Source organism: Streptomyces sp. NBC_00273 (genome assembly GCF_036178145.1).
Lineage (GTDB): Bacteria > Actinomycetota > Actinomycetes > Streptomycetales > Streptomycetaceae > Streptomyces.
Map to the genome: position 1 here is coordinate 6,248,219 of NZ_CP108067.1, position 21,675 is coordinate 6,269,893.

The 21,675-nt window shown below is 72.6% G+C and carries 15 protein-coding genes and 1 pseudogene; 9 read left to right on the forward strand and 7 right to left on the reverse strand.

What is annotated here, in order from left to right; genetic code table 11:
• Nucleotides 1-142 precede the first annotated feature (142 nt).
• Nucleotides 143-1,159, forward strand: a complete 1,017-nt coding sequence (locus OG386_RS27690; protein ID WP_328790353.1) for a hypothetical protein — start codon at nt 143-145, stop codon at nt 1,157-1,159.
• Here OG386_RS27690 and OG386_RS27695 read toward each other — a convergent pair.
• Nucleotides 1,147-2,568 carry a helix-turn-helix domain-containing protein gene (locus tag OG386_RS27695; protein WP_328790354.1) on the reverse strand — a complete coding sequence of 474 codons (1,422 nt, stop codon included), beginning with the start codon at nt 2,566-2,568 and terminating at the stop codon, nt 1,147-1,149. The two genes, OG386_RS27690 and OG386_RS27695, sit on opposite strands and share 13 nt — an antisense overlap.
• A gap of 116 nt (nt 2,569-2,684) precedes the next feature.
• Between OG386_RS27695 and speB the strand changes: the two genes are divergently transcribed.
• Entirely contained in the window at nt 2,685-3,647 is a 963-nt protein-coding gene (gene speB / locus OG386_RS27700; protein WP_030013156.1) for an agmatinase, read from the forward strand.
• A 5-nt stretch (nt 3,648-3,652) separates the two neighbouring features.
• Nucleotides 3,653-5,320 (forward strand): thiamine pyrophosphate-binding protein, encoded by a 1,668-nt coding sequence (locus OG386_RS27705; RefSeq protein ID WP_328790355.1) that lies wholly within the window; start codon nt 3,653-3,655, stop codon nt 5,318-5,320.
• A 59-nt stretch (nt 5,321-5,379) separates the two neighbouring features.
• On the opposite strand, the gene OG386_RS27710 is transcribed toward OG386_RS27705, so the two are convergent.
• A complete protein-coding gene (locus OG386_RS27710) occupies nt 5,380-5,601 on the reverse strand; it encodes a hypothetical protein (protein ID WP_328790356.1) in 222 nt (73 codons plus the stop codon).
• 315 nt (nt 5,602-5,916) lie between these two features.
• Here OG386_RS27710 and OG386_RS27715 point away from each other — a divergent pair, with 315 nt between their 5' ends.
• The gene (locus tag OG386_RS27715; protein WP_328790357.1) at nt 5,917-9,786 is read left to right on the forward strand and encodes an ABC transporter ATP-binding protein; all 3,870 of its coding nucleotides are present in this window, start codon (nt 5,917-5,919) and stop codon (nt 9,784-9,786) included.
• Nucleotides 9,787-9,804: 18 nt separating this feature from the next.
• Here the strand turns inward: OG386_RS27715 and OG386_RS27720 are convergent, their stop codons facing one another.
• Complete coding sequence (locus OG386_RS27720; protein WP_328790358.1) at nt 9,805-10,359, reverse strand: EF-hand domain-containing protein; 555 nt, start codon at nt 10,357-10,359, stop codon at nt 9,805-9,807.
• A gap of 299 nt (nt 10,360-10,658) precedes the next feature.
• On the opposite strand from OG386_RS27720, the gene OG386_RS27725 reads away from it, so the two are divergent.
• Both OG386_RS27725 and OG386_RS27730 read left to right on the forward strand, forming a co-directional pair.
• The gene (locus OG386_RS27725) at nt 10,659-11,003 is read left to right on the forward strand and encodes a hypothetical protein (RefSeq protein ID WP_328790359.1); all 345 of its coding nucleotides are present in this window, start codon (nt 10,659-10,661) and stop codon (nt 11,001-11,003) included.
• Between the two features lie 84 nt (nt 11,004-11,087).
• Nucleotides 11,088-12,521, forward strand: a complete 1,434-nt coding sequence (locus OG386_RS27730; protein ID WP_328790360.1) for an aminopeptidase — start codon at nt 11,088-11,090, stop codon at nt 12,519-12,521.
• A gap of 68 nt (nt 12,522-12,589) precedes the next feature.
• Here OG386_RS27730 and OG386_RS27735 read toward each other — a convergent pair whose 3' ends face one another.
• Entirely contained in the window at nt 12,590-14,341 is a 1,752-nt protein-coding gene (locus tag OG386_RS27735) for a glycoside hydrolase family 3 protein (RefSeq protein ID WP_328793382.1), read from the reverse strand.
• A 129-nt stretch (nt 14,342-14,470) separates the two neighbouring features.
• Nucleotides 14,471-15,379 carry a LysR family transcriptional regulator gene (locus OG386_RS27740; RefSeq protein ID WP_328790361.1) on the reverse strand — a complete coding sequence of 303 codons (909 nt, stop codon included), beginning with the start codon at nt 15,377-15,379 and terminating at the stop codon, nt 14,471-14,473.
• A 100-nt stretch (nt 15,380-15,479) separates the two neighbouring features.
• Between OG386_RS27740 and OG386_RS27745 the strand changes: the two genes are divergently transcribed.
• On the forward strand, nt 15,480-16,460 hold the full coding sequence (locus tag OG386_RS27745) for an EamA family transporter (protein ID WP_328790362.1): 981 nt from the start codon (nt 15,480-15,482) through the stop codon (nt 16,458-16,460).
• On the opposite strand, the pseudogene OG386_RS27750 reads toward OG386_RS27745, so the two are convergent.
• Together OG386_RS27750 and OG386_RS27755 are read right to left on the reverse strand one after the other, a co-directional pair.
• Nucleotides 16,366-16,878 (reverse strand): annotated as a pseudogene (locus tag OG386_RS27750) (GNAT family N-acetyltransferase); the annotation flags it as partial. The gene OG386_RS27745 and the pseudogene OG386_RS27750 sit on opposite strands and share 95 nt — an antisense overlap.
• A gap of 56 nt (nt 16,879-16,934) precedes the next feature.
• The gene (locus tag OG386_RS27755; RefSeq protein ID WP_328790363.1) at nt 16,935-17,516 is read right to left on the reverse strand and encodes a DUF937 domain-containing protein; all 582 of its coding nucleotides are present in this window, start codon (nt 17,514-17,516) and stop codon (nt 16,935-16,937) included.
• Between the two features lie 318 nt (nt 17,517-17,834).
• On the opposite strand from OG386_RS27755, the gene recD2 reads away from it, so the two are divergent.
• Nucleotides 17,835-20,093: an SF1B family DNA helicase RecD2 gene (gene recD2 / locus OG386_RS27760; RefSeq protein ID WP_327385322.1), complete on the forward strand. Its 2,259-nt coding sequence runs from the start codon at nt 17,835-17,837 to the stop codon at nt 20,091-20,093.
• Between the two features lie 182 nt (nt 20,094-20,275).
• Nucleotides 20,276-21,565, forward strand: a complete 1,290-nt coding sequence (locus OG386_RS27765; protein ID WP_328790364.1) for a citrate synthase — start codon at nt 20,276-20,278, stop codon at nt 21,563-21,565.
• Nucleotides 21,566-21,675 lie beyond the last annotated feature (110 nt).

Consider the following 21,675-nt stretch of genomic DNA (forward strand, 5'->3'; position numbering starts at 1 on the left):
AAGGGTGGGGTGGCTCACCCCCGGCCCTCCGTCGGCGACCCCGGTGGAGGGGATTCGTCCGCGCCGCGGTGGCCGGAATGTGCTCAAGAATGCCTTGTTCGTGGTCTCACGTACCGATTCGCGCTGCCCTAATCTGCCCGGCATGCCACTTTTCCGGAGAGCGAAAAAGGCCGGCGCGGGTGTGGGTGGGGGCGGGGGCGCTGGTCGGGGGCCGGGCGGGGCGGAGTCGTCCCCGGTACCGGCCTGGTGCGCGTGGTTCAGCCCCGCCGACTGGCACGCCTTTGAGGCGCTCCTCAACGACGTCTTCCTGGACGGGAACACGAGCGGGCCGCCCATGCGCTTCGGGGAACACCGCCACCTCTCGCTCGCCGCCGAGGGCCAGAGCGGCGCACCGCTGGACCTCGCGGAGATAGCCGAGCTGGTCCGCGCGCTGCCGCACGCGAACTGGCGGTCGGCCACCGTCTCCTTCCTGAACCAGAAGCAGCGGCTCGCCGAGCGCCGGCGCGAACTGGAGCGCGCGGGCTTCGCCGAGGTCCGCAACCGGCTCATGCCGCGGCTGGTGACCGTCGACGCGGTGACCGAGCGCCACGCGCTGGCGGTCGCCCTCACCGAGGAGCTCGCGGCCGTCGTGGTGATCCAGGTGGGCGGCTCCCTCTCCGCACCCGTCCCGCCGGAGCAGTTCGACTCCTGGCAGGTGGACGCCTCCGAGGTCTGGGCCGCGGCCATGGCCAACCTCGACGCCGCGCCGGTCTCGCTCCAGTACAACGACGACGAGAACCCGCTGGTGAACGTCGAGGCCGACGGCGGATGGACCTCCACCCACCTGCTGCGGGCCGCCGACCTGATCGACCGCCCGGCGCCGCTCGGCATCCTCGCGATGGTCCCCTTCCACGGTCACCTGATGCTGTGGGCCGTGGAAGGGCCGGAACTGCACACCTGCGTGATCGCCTACGGCCCGCTCGTACGGCAGATGTGGGAGGACGCCCCGGAGGAGTACCGACTGAGCTCGCGCCTGCTGTGGATCGGGGAGGACGGGATCGAGTCGATCGGGGTCGAGCCCGCTCCGCCCCGCACCAAGCAGCCCGGGGTGATCACCGGCTCCGCCCGCTTCCTGGAGATGCTCGCCTCCTTCCGCCCGCCGGACGACTACCCCGGCTGAGCGGTACCGGGGTCGGTGGTCCGCAGCGCGAACCACAGCTCCATCCGCACGTCCGGGTCGTCCAGGTCCCGGTCCAGCAGCTCTGCGGCGCGGCCGACGCGCTGGCGGACGGTGTTGCGGTGGACACCGAGGGCCGCGGCCGTGCGGTCCCAGTTGCCGTGGTGGGCCAGCCAGCCCCGCAGGGTCTGGCGCAGGGCGGGGGAGAGCGGTCCCAGCAGGGCCTCGGCATGGGCGCGCGCCTCGGCCTCACCGACCAGGCCCGCGAAGCCGGGGTCGGTGTGGTGGGCCAGCGGGGTACGGGCCGCCTCCGCCCGCCGCAGGGCCCGCGCGGCCTGGGCGTCGGCCGTGGCCAGGGAGGCGGGCGCGGCCGGTGCGCTCACCCCGAGCCGCCAGCCGGACTGCGCGGCGGGCTCCCGGTCCGTGAGCAGCCGTACGCCGTCCCCGGTCGGGTCCAGCAGTACGGTGCCCAGCGCGGCCGCGAGGGCCTGCGGATCCCCGGACCCGCGGGCGTGGACGGCGTACCAGGGCCCGGCCGCCAGGGCCGCGGCCGGATTCCCGTCGAGGAGCAGCCGGGTCAGGGCCGCCGCCTCCGCCCCGGCGGGCCGCTCGGCGGTGAGCAGGGTCAGGAGGACGGCGGCCACCGATGCCACGGTGTGGTCGCCGGGCGCGCGGGCCGGGGTCGCCGTGCCCAGTGCCGCCCGCCCGGCCAGGGCGTAGGCGGCCAGGTGGTGGCCGCCCGCCCGGTCGGTGGCGGTGGCGGGCCCGCCCTCGCGGCCGACCCGGGCCAGCAGCGCGGACAGGGCCTCCCACGCCGGGGCCGGCAGCTCCGGGCCCGCCGCCCGGCCGCCCGGCCACAGGGCCACCGACCCGCCCAGGCTCGCCGCGAGCCGGGCCAGCACCGCCGGGACCGGGTCGGGGCGGGCCGCAGCCGCCGCCAGCGCCTGCTGGGCCTCGGTGACCCGGCGCAGCTCCCGGGTCCGGGCCTCCGCCATCAGCCGCCCCACCGCGCGGGCGACCGCCGAGAAGGGGGTCCGCGGCGGGACCTCCAACAGCGGCAGCCCGTGCCGCGCACAGGCCTCGGCCAGTGCGGCCGGGACCTCCTCGTGCACCGGGGCCACGCCGAAGCCGAGGGCCGCCGCGCCCGCCCCGGCCAGCCGGGCCACGTACCCGTCGGGGTCGTCGGCGGGACCCGCCCCGGCGGTCAGCAGCAGCTCGCCGCCGAGCAGGTACGGGGAGGGGTCGGGCATCTCGGAGGCGTGCACCCCGTGCACCCCGGCGGTGGCCGGCCCGGCGAGGTGGCGCAGGCCGAGCTCCCGGTCGCCGAGCAGTGCGGCGAGGGGCACCGGCGGGGTGAGCGGCTCCCCGGCGGGGCCGTTGCCGTACTCCTGATCACGGGGAGGGCCGGGCATGGATACTCCGTATATTTCGGCTCTGCCAGATGGATGAAACGTACACTCCCCACCCCCAGGTGGCCCGCTTACGCTCGAAGTACCGCACACGTCAGGCCAGAGAAAGAGGCACAGCCATGAGCACGCAGCCGCGCGGCCCCGTCGACTCCTCCCGCATCCCGCGCTACGCGGGCCCGGCGACCTTCGCCCGTCTGCCCCGCCTCGACGAGGTCGGCTCCGCCGACGTCGCCGTCGTCGGCGTGCCCTTCGACTCCGGCGTGTCCTACCGCCCCGGTGCCCGCTTCGGCGGCAACGCCATCCGCGAGGCCTCGCGCCTGCTGCGCCCGTACAACCCGGCGCAGGACGCCTCCCCGTTCGCGCTCGCGCAGGTCGCCGACGCCGGTGACATCGCGGTGAACCCCTTCAACATCAACGAGGCCGTCGAGACGGTCGAGGCCGCCGCCGACGAGCTCCTCGGCGCCGGCTCCCGCCTGATGACCCTGGGCGGCGACCACACCATCGCCCTGCCGCTGCTCCGCTCCGTCGCGAAGAAGCACGGCCCGGTCGCGCTGCTCCACTTCGACGCGCACCTGGACACCTGGGACACCTACTTCGGCGCCGAGTACACCCACGGCACCCCGTTCCGCCGTGCCGTCGAGGAGGGCATCCTCGACACCGAGGCGCTCTCCCACGTCGGTACGCGCGGCCCGCTGTACGGCAAGCAGGACCTGGACGACGACGCCAAGATGGGCTTCGGCATCGTCACCTCGGCCGACGTCTACCGCCGCGGCGCCGACGAGGTCGCGGACCAGCTGCGCCAGCGCATCGGCGACCGCCCGCTGTACATCTCCATCGACATCGACGTGCTCGACCCGGCGCACGCGCCCGGCACCGGCACCCCGGAGGCGGGCGGCATGACCTCCCGCGAGCTGCTGGAGATCATCCGCGGCCTGTCCTCCTGCAACCTCGTTTCCGCCGACGTCGTCGAGGTCGCCCCGGCGTACGATCACGCCGAGATCACCTCGGTCGCGGCCTCGCACACCGCGTACGAGCTGACCACGATCATGTCGCGACAGATCGCGCAGGCGAAGGGCAAGTAAGCGAAGTGACGCACGACCACGACCTGGTACTCCGTCCCACCGAAGCCCAGAAGGCGGCCGCGCTCGCGCCGCCGCCGGGCCGGACGGGCGGGGACCTGGTCGTGGAAACGCTGCGCTCGCTCGGCGCGAACACCGTCTTCGGCCTGCCCGGCCAGCACGCGCTCGCCCTCTTCGACGCGGTCGGCCGCTCCGACCTGCGCTTCGTGGGGCTGCGCACGGAGAACAATGCGGGCTTCGCGGCCGACGCGTACGGCCGCATCACGGGCGAGGCGGTGCCGCTGCTGCTCTCCACCGGCCCGGGCGCGCTGATGGCGCTGCCCGCCCTGGCGGAGGCGGCGGCCGCCTCCGCCCCGGTCCTCGCGATCTCCTCCCAGGTCCCGGTGGCGGGCCTGGGCGGCGGGCGGCGCGGCCACCTGCACGAGCTGCGGGACCAGTCGGCGTCCTTCCGGGACGTGGTGAAGTCCGTCCACACGGTCCGCACCCCCTCCCAGATCCCCTCCGTGATCGCCGAGGCCTGGGAGTCGGCGCTCACCGCCCCGCACGGCCCGGTGTTCGTCGAGATCCCCGAGGACGTGCTGCGGGCCGAGACCGTCATCCCGCAGGTCACGGGCGTGGACGCGACCCCGCACGAGCTCGCGCCGCGCCCCGAGCTCACGGCGCTCGCCGCCCACTGGCTGGAGAACGCCACCCGCCCGGTGATCATCGCGGGCGGCGGGGTCGTCCGCTCGGACGCGGCGGGCAAGCTGAAGCAGCTCGCCGAGCGCCTGAACGCGCCCGTCGTCACCACCTTCGGCGGCAAGGGCGCCTTCCCGTGGACCCATCCGCTCTCCCTCCAGTCCTGGCTGGAGGACCGCCACACGACGGACTTCCTGGAGGACGCGGACGTCCTGCTGGTCGTCGGCTCGGGCCTCGGTGAGCTCTCGTCGAACTACCACACCTTCTTCCCGACGGGCCGGGTCATCCAGATCGAGGCGGACCTCGGCAAGCTGGAGTCCAACCACGCCGCCCTCGGCATCCACGCGGACGCCCGACTGGCGCTCCAGGCCCTCCTCGAGACGGTGTCCGAGCGCGCGGACCCGTCCGCCCCGGAGCGCGTGCGCCTGGTCCTCGCGGACATCGCGGCCCGCCTCGCCACCCAGGACGTGGCCCTCGAACAGGACCTCCTCCGCTCGATCCGGGCCGCGCTCCCGGCCCGCTCACCGTCCTTCTGGGACATGACGATCCTGTCCTACTGGGCCTGGTCCGCCTTCGATCCCAAGCACCCCAACACCATGCACTCGGCCCAGGGCGCGGGCGGCCTCGGCTACGCCTTCCCGGCGGCCCTCGGCGCGTGCGTCGCGGAACCGGACACCCCGGTACTGGCGGTGTCCGGCGACGGCGGCGCGATGTACTCCGTCGCGGACCTGGCCACGGCGAAGCAGCACGACCTCGACGTCACCTGGCTGATCGTGGACGACGGCGGCTACGGCATCCTGCGCGAGTACGGCTGCGACACCGGTACCCAGCTGGCCGGCCCCGACTTCGTGGCGCTGGCCGAGTCCTTCGGCGTCCCGGCCTCCACCACCACCCCGGAGTCCTTGAAGGACGACCTGAAGAACTCCCTCGGCACCCCTGGGCCTTCGGTGCTACTGCTTTCGGCCAACCTCAAGATGTTCGCCCCGACTCACCTTTAGGACGAACTGAACGGCGCAAGCGGTGTCACGAGCGGGTCCAACTCCACGCTGCTCGCCCGTCACGGCCCGGGCTGCTCGTCGTCGTTCTCGTAGGGGTGGAACAAGAGGCTGATCACGGCCACCCCGACCGCCGTCGCCAGCCGCGTCCACCCGTTGTCGGTCACCAGGCTCACGATCTTCGCCGCGAACAGCGCGACGAGGAAGGCGGTGACGAAGGGGACGACGGCACGGGCGGTCCGCTGCACGAAGGTGTGATCGCCCGGCTGCTCGTGAGTGGTCATGGCCCTGGTCCCTTCGGTCCCGCCGCCCCGGTCGGTGGTCGGCGGTCGGCGTCGGCTGTGCTTCCAGCATCGGGAGCACGGCCCGGGGGGCCCAGACCCGGAAAGTCGGGACTTGACAGGTCCCGGCGCCTCCCCCTCCCCGTCACTGCCCCGCCACCGCCTCGCCTTCCCGCCGCCTCCCGCCCCGTCCCCGACCCGGTCGGACGCGGTCCGCGCGCCCCCGCCGTACGGCAGTGCGATTGTTGCGGCGGGATGAAATCCGCCGGTCGGAGCGTTGGCGCTTCCGGCAGGACAGGACGAACGGGGAGGCCTCACGTGGCGGCGGCAGAGACAGCGGCTGGGGAGAAACAGGGCTGGGGCAGGCGGCTGGCGGCCTACACCTGGCGGTACAAGACCAATGTGCTGCTCGCGCTCGGCTCCTCGCTGGCCGGCATGGCCGTCATGGCGGTCGTCCCGCTGGTCACCAAGGTGATCATCGATGACGTCATCGGGGACGAGACCAAGCCCATGGCGCCCTGGGCCGGCATGCTCATAGCCGCGGCCCTGCTGGTGTACGTACTGACCTACATACGCAGGTACTACGGCGGGCGGCTCGCCCTCGACGTGCAGCACGACCTGCGCACCGACATGTACGGCACCATCGCCCGCCTCGACGGGCGGCGGCAGGACGAGCTGAACACCGGCCAGGTCGTCGGCCGCGCCACCAGTGACCTCCAGCTGATCCAGGGCCTGCTCTTCATGCTGCCCATGACGATCGGGAACTTCCTGCTCTTCGGGATGTCCCTCGGGATCATGCTCTGGCTCTCGCCGCTGCTGACCCTCGTCGCCCTGCTCATGGCCCCCGCCCTGTGGTTCATCGCCAAGCGCAGCCGCAAGAAGCTCTTCCCCGCCACCTGGTGGGCCCAGGGCCAGGCCGCGGCCGTGGCGACCGTCGTCGACGGGGCCGTGACCGGCGTCCGCGTCGTCAAGGGCTTCGGCCAGGAGGAGCAGGAGACCGGCAAGCTGCGCGAAGCCGGCCGCCGGCTGTTCGCCGGGCGGATGCGGACCATCCGGCTCAACTCGCGCTACACCCCCGCCCTCCAGGCCGTCCCCGCCCTCGCCCAGGTCGCCATGCTGGCCCTCGGTGGCTGGATGGCCACCAACGGCCAGGTCACCCTCGGCACCTTCGTCGCCTTCTCCACCTACCTCGCCCAGCTCGTCGGACCCGTCCGCATGCTCGCCATGGTCCTCACCGTCGGACAGCAGGCCCGGGCCGGCGTGGAGCGCGTGTTCGAGCTCATCGACACCGAGCCCGAGATCCAAGAGGGCACCCACGAGCTGCCCGCCGACGCGCCCGCCACCGTCGAGTTCGACGACGTCCGCTTCGGCTACGACCCCGAGCGGCCCGTCCTCGACGGGTTCTCGCTCTCCGTGGCGCAGGGCGAGACCGTCGCCGTCGTCGGGTCCTCGGGCAGCGGCAAGTCCACCGTCGCGCTCCTGCTGCCCCGGTTCTACGACGCCGACGGCGGCGCCGTCCGCGTCGGCGGCCACGACGTCCGCGAGCTGACGTACGACTCCCTGCGCGGCGCGATAGGCCTGGTCCCCGAGGACTCCTTCCTCTTCTCCGACACCATCCGCGCCAACATCGCCTACGGGCACCCCGGCGCCACCGAGGAACAGATCGAGGCCGCCGCCCGCGCCGCCCAGGCCGAGGGGTTCATCCGGGCGCTGCCCGCCGGGTACGACACCAAGGTCGGCGAGCAGGGGCTCACCCTCTCCGGCGGCCAGCGCCAGCGCATCGCCCTCGCCCGCGCCATCCTCACCGACCCCCGGCTGCTGCTCCTCGACGACGCCACCTCCGCCGTCGACGCCCGCGTCGAGCACGAGATCCACGAGGCCCTGCGCTCCGTGATGGCGGGCCGGACCACCCTGCTGATCGCCCACCGCCGCTCCACGCTCGCGCTGGCCGACCGGATCGCCGTACTCGACCGGGGGCGGCTCGCCGACATCGGCACGCACGAGCAGCTGGAGAACCGGTCCGCGCTCTACCGCCGGCTGCTCACCGACCCGGACGCGCTCGGCGCCGCCTCGCCGCGGACCCCGGACGCCCGGGTGATGACCGAGTTCGAGCGCGAGCTCGACCGGGACCTCGAACGCGGCATCGAGCTCGAGGCCGAGATCGACTCGGAGCCCGTCAACGCCAAGCGCCGGGTCGCCGGCGGGGTCACCCCCGAGCTCTGGCGCCGCCAGGACGAGCCCGACACGACCTCCGGCGCCGCCCCCGGCGCCGCCCTCGCGCCCGCTCCCGCCGGTGGCGCGCCCGGAGCCGGACATTCCATGGCCGGGTCCGTCTCCGGCATGCCCGCCACCCCCGAACTGCTCGCGCAGGTGGCCGCGCTGCCGCCCGCCGACGACCTGCCCGAGGTGGACGAGACCCGCGCCGCGGCCGCCGAGGAGAGCTACGGCCTGCGCCGCCTGCTCCGCGGGTTCTGGGCGCCGCTGGCCATCAGCCTCGGCCTCGTCGCCGCGGACGCGGGGGCCGGACTCCTGCTGCCGATCCTGATCCGGCACGGCATCGACCAGGGCGTCGAGCAGGCCGTGCTCGGCGCCGTCTGGGCGGCCGCCGGGCTCGCCCTCGCCGTCGTCGTCGCGCAGTGGGCCGCGCAGTTCGCCGAGACCCGCATGACGGGCCGTACCGGCGAGCGCGTGCTGTACGCCCTGCGCGTCAAGATCTTCGCCCAGCTCCAGCGACTCGGCCTCGACTACTACGAGCGCGAGCTGACCGGCAAGATCATGACCCGGATGACCACCGACGTGGACTCGCTGAGCTCCTTCCTGCAGACCGGGCTCGTCACCGCCGTGGTCTCCGTCTTCACCTTCTTCGGCATCCTGATCGCCCTGCTCGTCCTGGACGTCGAGCTCGCCCTGATCGTCTTCGCGACCCTGCCCGTCCTGGTCGTCGGCACGATCGTGTTCCGGCGCAGGTCCGTCGCCGCCTACGAGCTCGCCCGCGACCGGGTCAGCCTGGTCAACGCCGACCTCCAGGAGTCCGTCTCGGGCCTGCGCATCGTCCAGGCCTTCCGCCGCGAGGGCTCGGGCGCCAAGCGCTTCGCCGAGCGCAGCCACTCCTACCGTGAGGCCCGGGTCCGCGGCCAGTGGCTGATATCCGTCTACTTCCCCTTCGTGCAGCTGCTCTCCTCGGGCGCCGCGGCCGCCGTGCTGATCGTCGGGGCGGGCCGGGTGGAGGCCGGGACGCTCACCACCGGCGCGCTGGTCGCGTACCTGCTCTACATCGACCTGTTCTTCGCGCCCGTCCAGCAGCTCTCCCAGGTCTTCGACGGCTACCAGCAGGCCACGGTCGCCCTCGGCCGCATCCAGGGGCTGCTGCGCGAGCCCACCACCACCCCGCTGCCCGAGCGGCCGCGCGCACTGGAATCACTGGGCGGGGAGATCGCCTTCGAGGACGTCCGCTTCCAGTACGGGACGGCCGAGGAGCGGGGCGAGAAGGGCGAGGCCCTGGCCGGCATCAACCTGCGGATACCCGCCGGGCAGACCGTCGCCTTCGTCGGCGAGACCGGAGCCGGGAAGTCCACCCTGGTCAAGATGGTGGCCCGGTTCTACGATCCGACCTCAGGCCGGGTCACCGCCGACGGCACGGACATAAGGGAGCTGGACCTGACGGCGTACCGCCACCGGCTGGGTGTCGTCCCCCAGGAGGCCTACCTCTTCCCGGGGACCGTCCGTGACGCCATCGCCTACGGGAGCCCCGCGGCGAGCGACGCCGAGGTGGAGGCCGCCGCCCGCGCGGTCGGCGCACACGACATGATCGCCACCCTCGACGGCGGCTACCTGCACACCGTCGCCGAGCGCGGCCGCAACCTCTCCGCGGGCCAGCGCCAGCTGATCGCACTGGCCCGGGCCGAGCTGGTCGACCCGGACGTGCTGCTGCTCGACGAGGCCACCGCCGCCCTCGACCTGGCCACCGAGGCCCAGGTCAACCAGGCGACGGACCGGCTCGCGGGCAAGCGCACCACCCTGGTGGTCGCGCACCGGCTGACCACCGCGGCGCGCGCCGACCGGGTCGTGGTCATGGACCGCGGCCGGGTGGTGGAGGACGGCACCCACACCGAACTCCTGGCGCGCGGCGGCCGGTACGCCGAGCTGTGGCGCACCTTCGTCGGCGAGGACGAGCGCGCCGCGGCCTGAGCGGGCGGGCCCCGGGGGTCAGAACTCGCCGAAGAGCAGGTTCCCCGGGGCGTCCTCGTCGGTGCCGGTGTAGTACTCGCGTACCGCGGCGAGCAGTTCGTCGACGGTGAGGCGGCCGTCCCCGTTCGCGTCGATGCGGCGGAAGAGCGACTCGGTGTCGGCGGGGCTCAGCCGCGTGTCGAAGGCCTCCTGCGCCCGGTGGAACTCCTGCGGGCTGATGAGCCCGTCGCCGTCGGTGTCGACGATCGTCAGGATCGCGCTCATCATCGGGCGGAACGAGCGGTCGTAGGCGGGCCCGCCCTGCGCGTACAGGCGGGTCATGCCCTGCTTGTACTCCTCGGGCGTGACCTTGCCGTCCCGGTCGATGTCCAGCTCGGTGAACAGGTCCTGCCAGAAGTCCGCCAGGCCGCCCATCACCCGCTCCGCCTTGGGCGAGTCGGCCGGCTCCGCGAGGGCCGTCAGCAGCCGGGAGCCGAGCGCGATGATGTCGTCGGCGTCGATCGCGCCGCTCCTGTCGGCGTCCAGGTGCGTGAAGGCGCGCGCCAGCTTGCGGTCGAGCAGGTCGTTCGTCATCTCATGGCCTTTCACGGCTGCCGCCACCGGTGTGCTCACGGCGAGCGGGGTGCGGGTCACCTAGCGTAATCGCCCCCTCGGGTGCGAACTCCCGCTGTCCCGCCGGGGGATGGTGGATGCACCCGTACGGGGGAGGGTGGCCGGTGTTGATGGGTCGGGCCCTTGCGCGCGGCAACCATCCGGGGGGTTCGGGCGTCGTACGTGCGTGCGTGCACCGTACGTACGACCGATCGGGGGACAGGGTGTTGCAGGGGTGGAGGAGGCGGGGCCGCCGGGTCGCGTCCCTGGGGGTGTTCGCCGTGGCGCTGTGGCTCTGCGCGGGCGGGCTGGGTGCGCCACCGGCGGCGCAGGCCGCGACCGAGGGCTGCGGGGGCCGACTGGCCCGGACGGTGGTGTTCGAGACGGGCGAGGTGCGGGTCTACAAGAGCCGCAACCAGGCCTGCGCGATGACCGTGGCGCGGGTCTTCGGCGAGCGGCGCCGGATGGCGGTGAGCATTCAGCCGCGCGGCGGTGCCCCGGTGCGTGAGGTTGGGCGATTCACCCGATATGCCGGGCCCGTCACCGTGGGTGCGATCAACCGCTGCGTGTATGTAAAGGGGAGCGTGGGGGCCGGATCTGCGGATTCCGGCTGGATCCTGTGCTGACGGACAGGCCCAACTAGGTCTGGTCAGTGGAGCGTTGACCCGACTAGGTTCACGGCGACCGAAGTGAACTCAAGGGGAGGGTGAATGCGCAAGACGCTCGGATGGCTGCTGTCGCTCGTGGTGCTCATCGGCACTGCTGGTGCGGCCGGCTCCACGGCGCAAGCGGCCACCGCCGCACAGCCCGCGGCCGCCACGGACATCAAGGACCAGATCCTCGGCATTCCCGGGATGAGCCTGATCGAGGAGAAGCCGTACCCCGGCTACCGCTTCTTCGTACTGAACTACGAGCAGCCGGTGGACCACCGGCAGCCGTGGAAGGGCACCTTCAAGCAGCGCCTGACCCTGTTGCACAAGGACGTCTCGCGGCCGTCGGTGTTCTTCACCTCCGGCTACAACGTCAACACCAACCCGCGCCGCAGTGAGCCGACGACCATCATCGACGGCAACCAGGTGTCCATGGAGTATCGATTCTTCACTCCTTCCCGGCCCGACCCCGCCAACTGGTCCCACCTGGACATCTGGCAGGCCGCCAGTGACCAGCACCGCATCTTCACCGCCCTGAAGAAGATCTACAAGAAGAACTGGTTGGCCACGGGCGCCAGCAAGGGCGGCATGACGGCGACGTACTACGAGCGCTTCTACCCGCGCGACATGGACGGTGTCGTCGCGTACGTCGCGCCCAACGACGTCGTCAACCAAGAGGACTCGGCCTACGACCGGTTCTTCGCCAAGGTCGGCACCAAGGAGTGCCGCGACAAGCTGAACGCCGTCCAGCGCGAGGCGCTCGTGCGCCGCGAGCCGTTGGAGGCCAAGTACGCGGTCGCCGCCGCCGAGAACGGCTGGACCTTCACCACCATCGGCAACCTCGACAAGGCCTACGAGGCCGTCGTGCTCGACTACGCGTGGGCCTTCTGGCAGTACAGCCTGCTCGCCGACTGCGCCTCCGTCCCGGCTGCCGCCACCGCGAGCGACCAGCAGATCTGGGACACGATCGACACGATCTCCGGCTTCTCGGCCTACGCCGACCAGGGACTGGAGACGTACACGCCGTACTACTACCAGGCCGGTACGCAGCTCGGCTCCCCGGACATCAAGCAGCCGCACCTGAAGGGCCTGAGCCGCTACGGCTACCAGCCGCCGCGCAACTTCGTGCCCCGCGACATCCCCATGACCTTCCAGCCGGGGGCGATGGCGGACGTGGACAAGTGGGTGCGCGACAACGCCCACCAGATGCTCTTCGTGTACGGGCAGAACGACCCGTGGGGCGCCGAGCCGTTCCGCCTCGGCTACGGGGTGCGCGACAGCTACGTGATGATCGCGCCGGGCGCCAACCACGGGGCGAACGTCGCCAAGCTGATGGACGGCGAGAAGGCCCTCGCCACCTCGAAGATCCTGCAGTGGGCCGGGGTGGCCCCGGCCGCCGCGCTCGCCGACGCGGGGAAGGCGGCGCCGCTGGCGGTGCCGGACGCGCAGCTCGACCAGCGCGACCTGGAGCGCGAGCCGCAGCTGCGGCCGTAACCGGGAGGGACGCGCGGCCCGCGGACTGCGGGTCGCGGGTCGCGGGCCGCGGGGCGGCGCCTGAGGGATCAGCGCGTCAGCCCGTGGCCCAGTGGGTAGCGGCCCGGGACCGGGACGGGGAGGCGGCCGGCGGGCCGCAGCGCCCCCGTGAGCACCCGGGCCGCCGCCCGCATCTCCACGTCCGTCCAGGAGTACGTCGCCAGCTCCGCCGCGCATTCCGGCAGCCGGGCCGGGTCGTACGGGTTGCGGACCGCCAGCGAGACGACCGGCACGCCGGAGGCGACCAGGTCCGCCACCAGCGTGCGCTGCGGACTCATCCCCTCCGGGACGTTGTACGTGCACACCAGCACCGCCGCGTGACCGGCCGCGGCGGCCACGGCGCGGGCGGGCGGCACCGCCGTGGCCCGGCAGCCCAGGGCGGTCAGCTCCCGGGCCAGTACGGCCGTAGGGGGTCCGGTCGTACCCGTGGGGGAGACCGGGTCGGCCCCGGTGACCAGCAGGCGTGGTCCGGCCGTCGCATCGAAGGGCACCAGCCCGCGGGGATTGGCCAGCAGGGTCGTCGTGGCGGCCGCGATCGCGTCGGCGGCGTCGAGATGCTCCTGGACGCCCACGACGGCCCCCACCTCCCGAGCCGTGGTGTACGCCTCGTCCAACAGTCCCCGGCGGGCCTTCAGTTCCAGGATCCGCAGCACCGACTCCTCGATGCGCGCCTGCGTCAGCTCGCCCGACTCGACGGCCGCCCGCACGCTGCGGTGCGCGAGGCCCAGGTCCGGCGGGTTCAGCAGCTGGTCGCAGCCCGCCAGCAGGGCCAGGACCGGGACGCGGTCGTCCCCGTACTTCTGGCGGACCCCGGCCATGTCCAGGGCGTCGGTGACCACCACCCCCTCGAAGCCGAGGCGTTCGCGCAGCAGACCGGTGACGATCGGCCGGGAGAGGGTCGCCGGGTCCCCCGAGGGATCGAGCGCGGGAAAGACGATGTGCGCCGTCATGATGGCGTCCACGCCCGCCTCCACCGCGGCCCGGAAGGGCGGCTCGTCCAACTCCTCCCAGGCGGCCCGGGTGTGCCGCATCACCGGCAGCCCGACGTGGCTGTCGGTCTCGGTGTCCCCGTGGCCCGGGAAGTGCTTGGCGGTGGCGGCGACCCCGGCCCCCTGGTAGCCGCGGACCTGGGCGGCCACCAGGGCCGCCACGGCGTGCGGGTCGGAGCCGAAGGACCGGACGCCGATCACCGGATTGGCCGGGTTGACGTTCACGTCGGCCACCGGCGCGTAGTCCTGGCGGATGCCCATGGCGGCCAGCTCGGAACCCGCGATGCGCGCGGCCCGCAGGGCGTGGGCGGTGGAGCCGGCCGCACCGAGCGCCATGGCCCCCGGGAGCAGGGTCGCGGGCTTGCCGATCCGGGCGACGGCGCCGTGCTCCTGGTCGGTGGAGAGCAGCAGGGGGATCCGGGGACCGGTGGTGAGGGCGGCCTGCTGGAGGCCGACCGAGAGAGCGGCGATCTGCTGCGGGCCGCGGGTGTTGTGGGCCCAGGCGAAGTAGATGATCCCGCCGAGGTGGTAGCGGGAGACCAACTCGGCGGCGGTGCCCACCCCGAACGCCGCCAGGTTCTGCTCGGCGTCCGCCGGATCGGGGTCGGTCGCCGAATGCCCGTAGGCCCGCGAGACGAAGAGCTGCCCGACCTTCTCGTCGAGGCTCATCCGGTCCACGAGGGCGCGCAGTCGCGCCCGGCCGGGGCGGCGGCCCGGGGGCCGCGCGTCGTCGGGGGCGTGAGGGGGGCCCACCGCGGCGGAGGCCGCCCCGGCGGCCGTGACGGCGACCATGGCGGCTGCGGCGAGCAGGTTCCGGCGCGAGGCGTGGTACGGCACGCGCCGGACCCTACTGCCGCGGTACGCCCGGGGAGCGACGGACACTCGCAAGGTCCCCCGGACGAACCCCCGGGCCGACACCGGCTACGCCTCCTGCCGGTCCGCCCAGTGCTCCTGAAGGCTCCGCACGGCCTCGGTGATCGCGGGACGCCGGGCGGCCCCGGTCCGCCACAGGGCGTACAACCGGCGTACGGGGCCCGGCTCCAGCGGTACGGCCACGGCCCCCGGCGGCAGCGCGCCGGTGCCCAGCCGGGGTACGACGGCCACCCCGAGCCCGGCCGCGACCAGGGCGACGATGGTGTGGTTCTCCTCCGCGACGTGCGCGATGTCGGGCTCGAACCCGGCGGTGCGCAGGGTCCGTACCAGCCAGTCGTGGCAGACCCGGCCGGGCGGCTGGCAGACCCAGCGCTCGCCGCCGAGGTCGGAGCGCCGGATGATCCGGCGCGTGGTGAAGGGATGCCCGGCCGGTACGACCAGGTCGCAGAGGTCGTCCCCGATCACCGCCTGCTCGATCCCCTCCGGCGCGGGCAGCGGGGCGATGTCCCAGTCGTGGGCCACCGCCAGGTCGGTGACCCCGCGGGCCACCAGTTCCACGGACAGGTGCGGGTCCACCTCGGTGAGCCGGACGTCCAGCGCCGGATGCCGGCGGGCCAGATCGGCCAGCACCTGCGGCAGCAGCCCGCGCGCCGCCGAGGCGAACGCGGCCACCGTCAGCAGCCCGCCGGGCTGGCCGCGCCGCTCCTCCAGCGTGGTCTCGGTGCGCTCCACGATCGCCAGCAACTCCTGGGCGGCGTCGGCCAGATGGCGGGCCTCCTCGGTGAGGGCGACCCCGCGCCCGCGCCGCTCCAGCAGGGTGGTGCGGGTCTCCCGTTCCAGCTTGGAGATCTGTTGGGAGACCGCCGAGGGGGTGTAGCCGAGGGCGGCCGCCGCGCCGGCGACCGAGCCGTGGACGGAGACGGCGTGCAGGGCGCGCAGCCGGGCGAGATCGAGCATGTCTCCATCGTGGCACCGCGGACATACGTAAGCAACGCTTCATCCATCCCGGAAGACATCCGCGCTGGTGCTACATGGTCGGGCAGTCGATGCTCGAAGCATGCGTCCCGTACACACCGCCCTCGCCGTGCTCGTCGCCGCCGTCTGGGGCTTCAACTTCGTGGTCATCCAGATCGGCCTCGACCACTTCCCGCCCCTGCTCCTGTCCGCCCTGCGCTTCCTCGTCGCCGCCCTGCCCGCCGTGTTCTTCGTCGGGCGGCCCAAGGCCGCCTGGAAGTGGATCGTCGGCGTCGGGATCGCCCTCGGCGTGGCCAAGTTCGGCCTGCTCTTCACCGGCATGGACGCCGGCATGCCGGCCGGGCTGTCCTCGCTCGTACTGCAGGTCCAGTCCGTCTTCACCGCCGTCCTCGCCGCCTTCGTGCTGCGCGAGCGGCCGGGTCGGGTCCGCATGCTCGGGATGGCCGTGGCGCTCGCCGGGATCGCGGTCGCCGCCGTGGACGGCGGGACCTCCGGGCCGGTGCTCGGCTTCACGCTGGTCGTGGCGGCCGCCGCCTGCTGGGGCGTGTCCAACGTCCTGACCCGCAAGGCCGCCCCGCCCGACGCCCTGAACTTCATGGTGTGGGTGTGCACGGTCCCGGTCCTGCCGCTGCTCGCGCTCTCGCTCCTGCTGGAGGGCCCCGAGCGGGACCTGGCCGCGCTGCGGGCCCTGGACTGGTCCGGGGCGGCCGTCATCGGATACGTCGCCTGGGTGTCCACCGTCTTCGGGTTCGCCGCCTGGAGCTACCTGCTGCGGCGCTACCCGGCCTCCGCGGTGGCCCCGTTCTCGCTGCTGGTCCCGGTCTTCGGGATGTCCTCCGCGGCCCTGGTCCTCGGGGAGTCCGTCTCGGGGCTGCGCTGGCTGGCGGCCGTACTGCTGGTGGGCGGGGTGGCGCTGACCTCGCTGGCCCCGGGGCGCGCCGTGAACCGTACGGGGGTCGGTTCGGGCGTCAGCGCGGGGAGCCCTCCTGGAGCGGCAGCCGCCAGTCCTGTCCCGTCAGGCTCGCTCCGTACGAGCGGTGCGGCCGCTCCGCGATCAGGGTGAACCCGGCCTTCAGGTAGAGCTCGCGGGCGTCGGTCAGCACGTCGTTGGTCCACAGCACCAGTTCGCGGTAGCCGACCGAGCGGGCGAAGGCCACGACGGCGTCGACGAGCAGGGTGCCGATGCCGCGGCCGCGGCCCTGCGGGTCGACCAGGAGCAGCCGCAGCCGGGCGGTGCCGGGCGCGCCCTCCTCCCGTACGCACATCACCGAGCCGACGGGCCGGCCGTCCAGCTCCGCGATCCACACCCGTTCCAGGTGGGGGTCGTGGTCCTGGGCGAAGTCCGCGACGATCCGGGCGACCAGGCCCTCGAAGTCGCTGTTCCAGCCGTACTCGGCGGCGTACAGCGCGCCGTGGCGCTGCACGATCCACCCCAGGTCCCCCGGTTCCGGGTCGCGGAGCCGTACGCCTTCAGCCATGGGGCAACTCTAGGGGGAGGGTGCGCCGGTGGGGCCCTGAAGGGGCCATTTCTTGCCGCCTACTTCTTGCCACCGCCGAGGATCTCGCCGAGCAGGTCTCCGAGGCCGCCGGCCGTTCCTGCGCCCGCTCCTGCGCCCGCTCCTGCGCTCGTTGCGGGGGGACCGCCGGGGGCCGCGGCGGCCGCCCCGGTGCCCGCCGCCCCCGTGCCCGCCGCCCGGCCGGAGGCGCGCTTGGCGAGGACCGCCAGGACGACCGGGATCAGCATCTCGATGACCCGGCTGATGGTGGCGGCGGGGATGCCGGTCCGCTTCGAGACGGCGGCGGCCACGGGCTTGCCCACCTTGGCGAGCACCGCGGCCATCATTCCGCCGCTGAGCAGACCGCCGAGGCCGCCGAGCGTGGCCACGCCCTCCAGCGGCGGTTCGGCCTCGGCGACCTCGGCGATGGCCTGGCGCACCGCCACGCCGTCGGCGTCGTCGGCATCGGCCTTCTGCTGGAGGCCGCCGGTCATGGCGCCGACGGTCTCCGTGACGGCCTCCCGGGCGCCGGAGTCGTCCGTGCCGAGCAAGCCGGCGATCTCGGTCAGCTTGTCGTCGCCGAGTTCGCCCAGCACGTCGTCCTGGAATGAGGATTCGCTCATTCCTGAAACGCTACTTCTGTGTCGTTTTGCCGGCACCTTGAGTAGGCGCCGGGTAACGGAAACGTAAAGCTGTGGTTCCGGATGCAACCCTGCGGGCGCACCGCGGGTCGTATGTTGCGTCGGTGCTTCCGGGGAGGGATCTGGGGGGATCGGGAAGTCCGACACGGGAGGGGTAACCGTGAGGGGGTCCGGCCGCGAGGCGGGACCCCCTTTGCGTTGCCCCGTCGCACCGCTCCCTCGCACCGCTCCCTCGCACCGCCCCTTCGTCGTTGTCCACAGGCCTGACGCGCTGTCGGCGCCGCCCGGTAGTTTCGGGGCATGGCAGCAACAGACGGGGCGCCGCGGGCGGTCCAACTGGCGGTGGTCGACGGCGTGCTCGAACGCATCACCTACGCCAACGAGGAGAGCGGGTACACGGTCGCCCGCGTGGACACCGGCCGGGGCAGCGGCGATCTGCTGACGGTGGTCGGCTCGCTGCTGGGCGCCCAGCCCGGCGAGTCCCTGCGCATGGAGGGCCGCTGGGGCTCCCACCCGCAGTACGGCAAGCAGTTCACCGTGGAGAACTACCGGACCGTGCTCCCGGCGACCATCCAGGGCATCCGCCGCTACCTCGGCTCCGGCCTGATCAAGGGCATCGGCCCGAAGATCGCCGACCGGATCGTGGAGCACTTCGGCACCGACACCCTCGACGTCATCGAGGACGAGCCGAAGCGGCTGATCGAGGTACCCGGGCTCGGCCCCAAGCGGACGAAGCTGATCGGCGCGGCCTGGGAAGAGCAGAAGGCCATCAAGGAGGTCATGGTCTTCCTCCAGGGCGTCGGCGTCTCCACCTCCATCGCCGTGCGCATCTACAAGAAGTACGCCGACGCCTCCATCTCCGTGGTGAAGAACCAGCCCTACCGGCTCGCCGCCGACGTGTGGGGCATCGGCTTCCTCACCGCCGACCGCATCGCCCAGGCCGTCGGCATCCCGCACGACAGCCCCGAGCGGGTCAAGGCCGGCCTCCAGTACGCCCTGTCCCAATCCACCGACCAGGGACACTGCTTCCTGCCCGAGGACCGGCTCATCGCCGACGGGGTCAAGCTGCTCCAGGTGGACACGGGGCTGGTGATCGACTGCCTGGCCGAGCTCGCCGCCGACCCGGAAGGGGTCGTACGGGAGCCCGTACCGGATCCGCAGGGCGGGCCGGACCCGCTGACCGCCGTGTACCTGGTGCCCTTCCACCGGGCCGAGCTGTCGTTGGTGGGGCAGGTTCGCCGACTGCTGCACGCCGAGGACGACCGGATGCCCGGCTTCCGGGACGTGGACTGGGAGAAGGCACTGGGCTGGCTCGCCGGGCGGACGGGGGCCACGCTCGCCCCCGAGCAGCGGGACGCCGTGAAACTGGCGCTGACCCGCCGGGTCGCCGTCCTCACGGGCGGGCCCGGCTGCGGGAAGTCCTTCACCGTGCGCTCGATCGTCGAACTGGCCCGGGCGAAGAAGGCCAAGGTGGTGCTGGCCGCGCCCACCGGCCGCGCGGCGAAGCGGCTGGCCGAGCTCACCGGGGCCGAGGCCTCCACGGTGCACCGGCTGCTGGAGCTCAAACCGGGCGGGGACGCGGCGTACGACCGGGAGCGGCCGCTGGACGCGGACCTGGTCGTCGTCGACGAGGCCTCGATGCTGGACCTGCTGCTGGCCAACAAGCTGGTCAAGGCGGTGGCACCGGGGGCGCACCTGCTGCTGGTCGGGGATGTGGACCAGCTGCCGTCGGTCGGTGCCGGGGAGGTGCTGCGGGACCTGCTGGCCGAGGGCGGCCCGGTGCCCGCGGTGCGGCTGACCCGGATCTTCCGGCAGGCCCAGCAGTCCGGCGTGGTCACCAACGCCCACCGGATCAACACCGGCTTGCCGCCGATCACGGACGGGCTGCCGGACTTCTTCCTGTTCCCGGAGGAGGACACCGAAGCGGCCGGGGTGCTGGCCGTGGACGTGGCCGCCCGCAGGATTCCGGCCAGATTCGGGCTCGACCCGCGCCGGGACGTCCAGGTGCTCGCGCCGATGCACCGCGGCCCGGCCGGCGCCGGGAACCTCAACGGACTGCTCCAGCAAGCGATGACACCGGCCCGGCCGAACCTGCCGGAGAAGAGGTTCGGCGGCCGGGTCTTCCGGGTGGGCGACAAGGTGACCCAGATCCGGAACAACTACGAGAAGGGCGCCAACGGCGTCTTCAACGGCACGGTCGGCGTGGTCACCGGCCTCGACGTGGACGAACAGCGCCTGACGGTGCGGACGGAGGAGGATGAGGAGATCGTGTACGAGTTCGGTGAGCTCGACGAGCTGGCCCACGCGTACGCCGTCACCATTCACCGTTCACAGGGGAGTGAATATCCGGCGGTGGTGATCCCCGTCACCACCGGGGCCTGGATGATGCTCCAGCGCAACTTGCTCTACACGGCGGTGACCAGGGCGAAGAAACTGGTCGTCCTCGTCGGGTCCCGCAAGGCCCTCGGCCAGGCGGTGCGTACCGTTTCCGCAGGCAGGAGGTACACGGCGGTCGCTGCCAGGCTGTCCGGCCGGATACCGGTGGGAAACATCACCTAGATGATCGATCATTTGGGGTTCCGGCAACCGGCTCGGGGGGGCAGGATGAGCAGGTTGGCGGCACTCAGTGCCGTCAAAAGCACCAAAGGCCGACCCCGAGTGCACTCTCCTGCGCCAAATGGGGGAAGGTAGAGGAAGTCAGGGCACCTCGAAGAAGAGGCACTACGTCGGTGAGGGATGACGTGAGCGACAACTCTGTAGTACTCCGGTACGCGGACGGTGAATACACCTACCCGGTGGTCGAAAGCACCGTCGGTGACCAGGGCTTCGACATCTCGAAGCTGCGGGCCCAGACCGGGCTCGTCACCTTGGACAGCGGCTACGGCAACACCGCGGCCTACAAGTCCGCGATCACCTACCTCGACGGTGAGCAGGGCATCCTGCGCTACCGCGGTTACCCGATCGAGCAGCTGGCCGAGCGCTCGTCGTTCATCGAGGTTGCGTACCTGCTGATCAACGGGGAGCTGCCGACCGTCGACCAGCTCGCGTCGTTCCGCAACGAGATCACCCAGCACACGCTGCTCCACGAGGACGTGAAGCGCTTCTACGACGGCTTCCCGCGGGACGCGCACCCGATGGCGATGCTGTCCTCCGTGGTCAGCGCGCTGTCGACGTTCTACCAGGACAGCCACAACCCGTTCGACGAGAAGCAGCGCCACCTCTCGACGATCCGCCTGCTGGCCAAGCTCCCGACGATCGCGGCCTACGCGTACAAGAAGTCGGTCGGCCACCCGGTGGTCTACCCGCGCAACGACCTCGGCTACGTCGAGAACTTCCTGCGCATGACCTTCTCCGTGCCGGCCCAGGAGTACGACCTGGACCCGGTCGTGGTCTCCGCGCTCGACAAGCTGCTGATCCTGCACGCGGACCACGAGCAGAACTGCTCCACCTCCACCGTGCGCCTGGTCGGCTCCTCGCAGGCGAACATGTTCGCCTCGATCTCCGCCGGCATCTCGGCCCTGTGGGGTCCGCTGCACGGTGGCGCCAACCAGTCCGTCCTCGAGATGCTGGAAGGCATCAAGAACGACGGCGGCGACGTCGACGCCTTCATCCGCAAGGTGAAGAACAAGGAGGACGGCGTCCGCCTCATGGGCTTCGGACACCGTGTCTACAAGAGCTTCGACCCCCGGGCGAAGATCATCAAGGCGGCGGCGCACGACGTCCTCTCGGCGCTCGGCAAGAGCGACGAGCTGCTGGACATCGCGCTCAAGCTGGAAGAGCACGCGCTGGCCGACTCGTACTTCGTCGAGCGCAACCTCTACCCGAACGTGGACTTCTACACCGGTCTGATCTACCGGGCGATGGGCTTCCCCACCGAGATGTTCACCGTGCTCTTCGCGCTCGGCCGCCTCCCGGGCTGGATCGCCCAGTGGCAGGAAATGATCAAGGAGCCGGGTTCCCGCATCGGTCGCCCGCGCCAGATCTACACCGGCGAGGTCCTGCGCGACTTCGTCCCCGTAGAAGCCCGCTGACCCGAGGCTTCACTCCGTGCGGCGTGCGGCCGCGCGGAGCGCACCACAGGCAACCCTGAGCATGCGAGAAGCGCCCCGCCGTCGATCCCCCCACGGGTCGACGGTCGGGG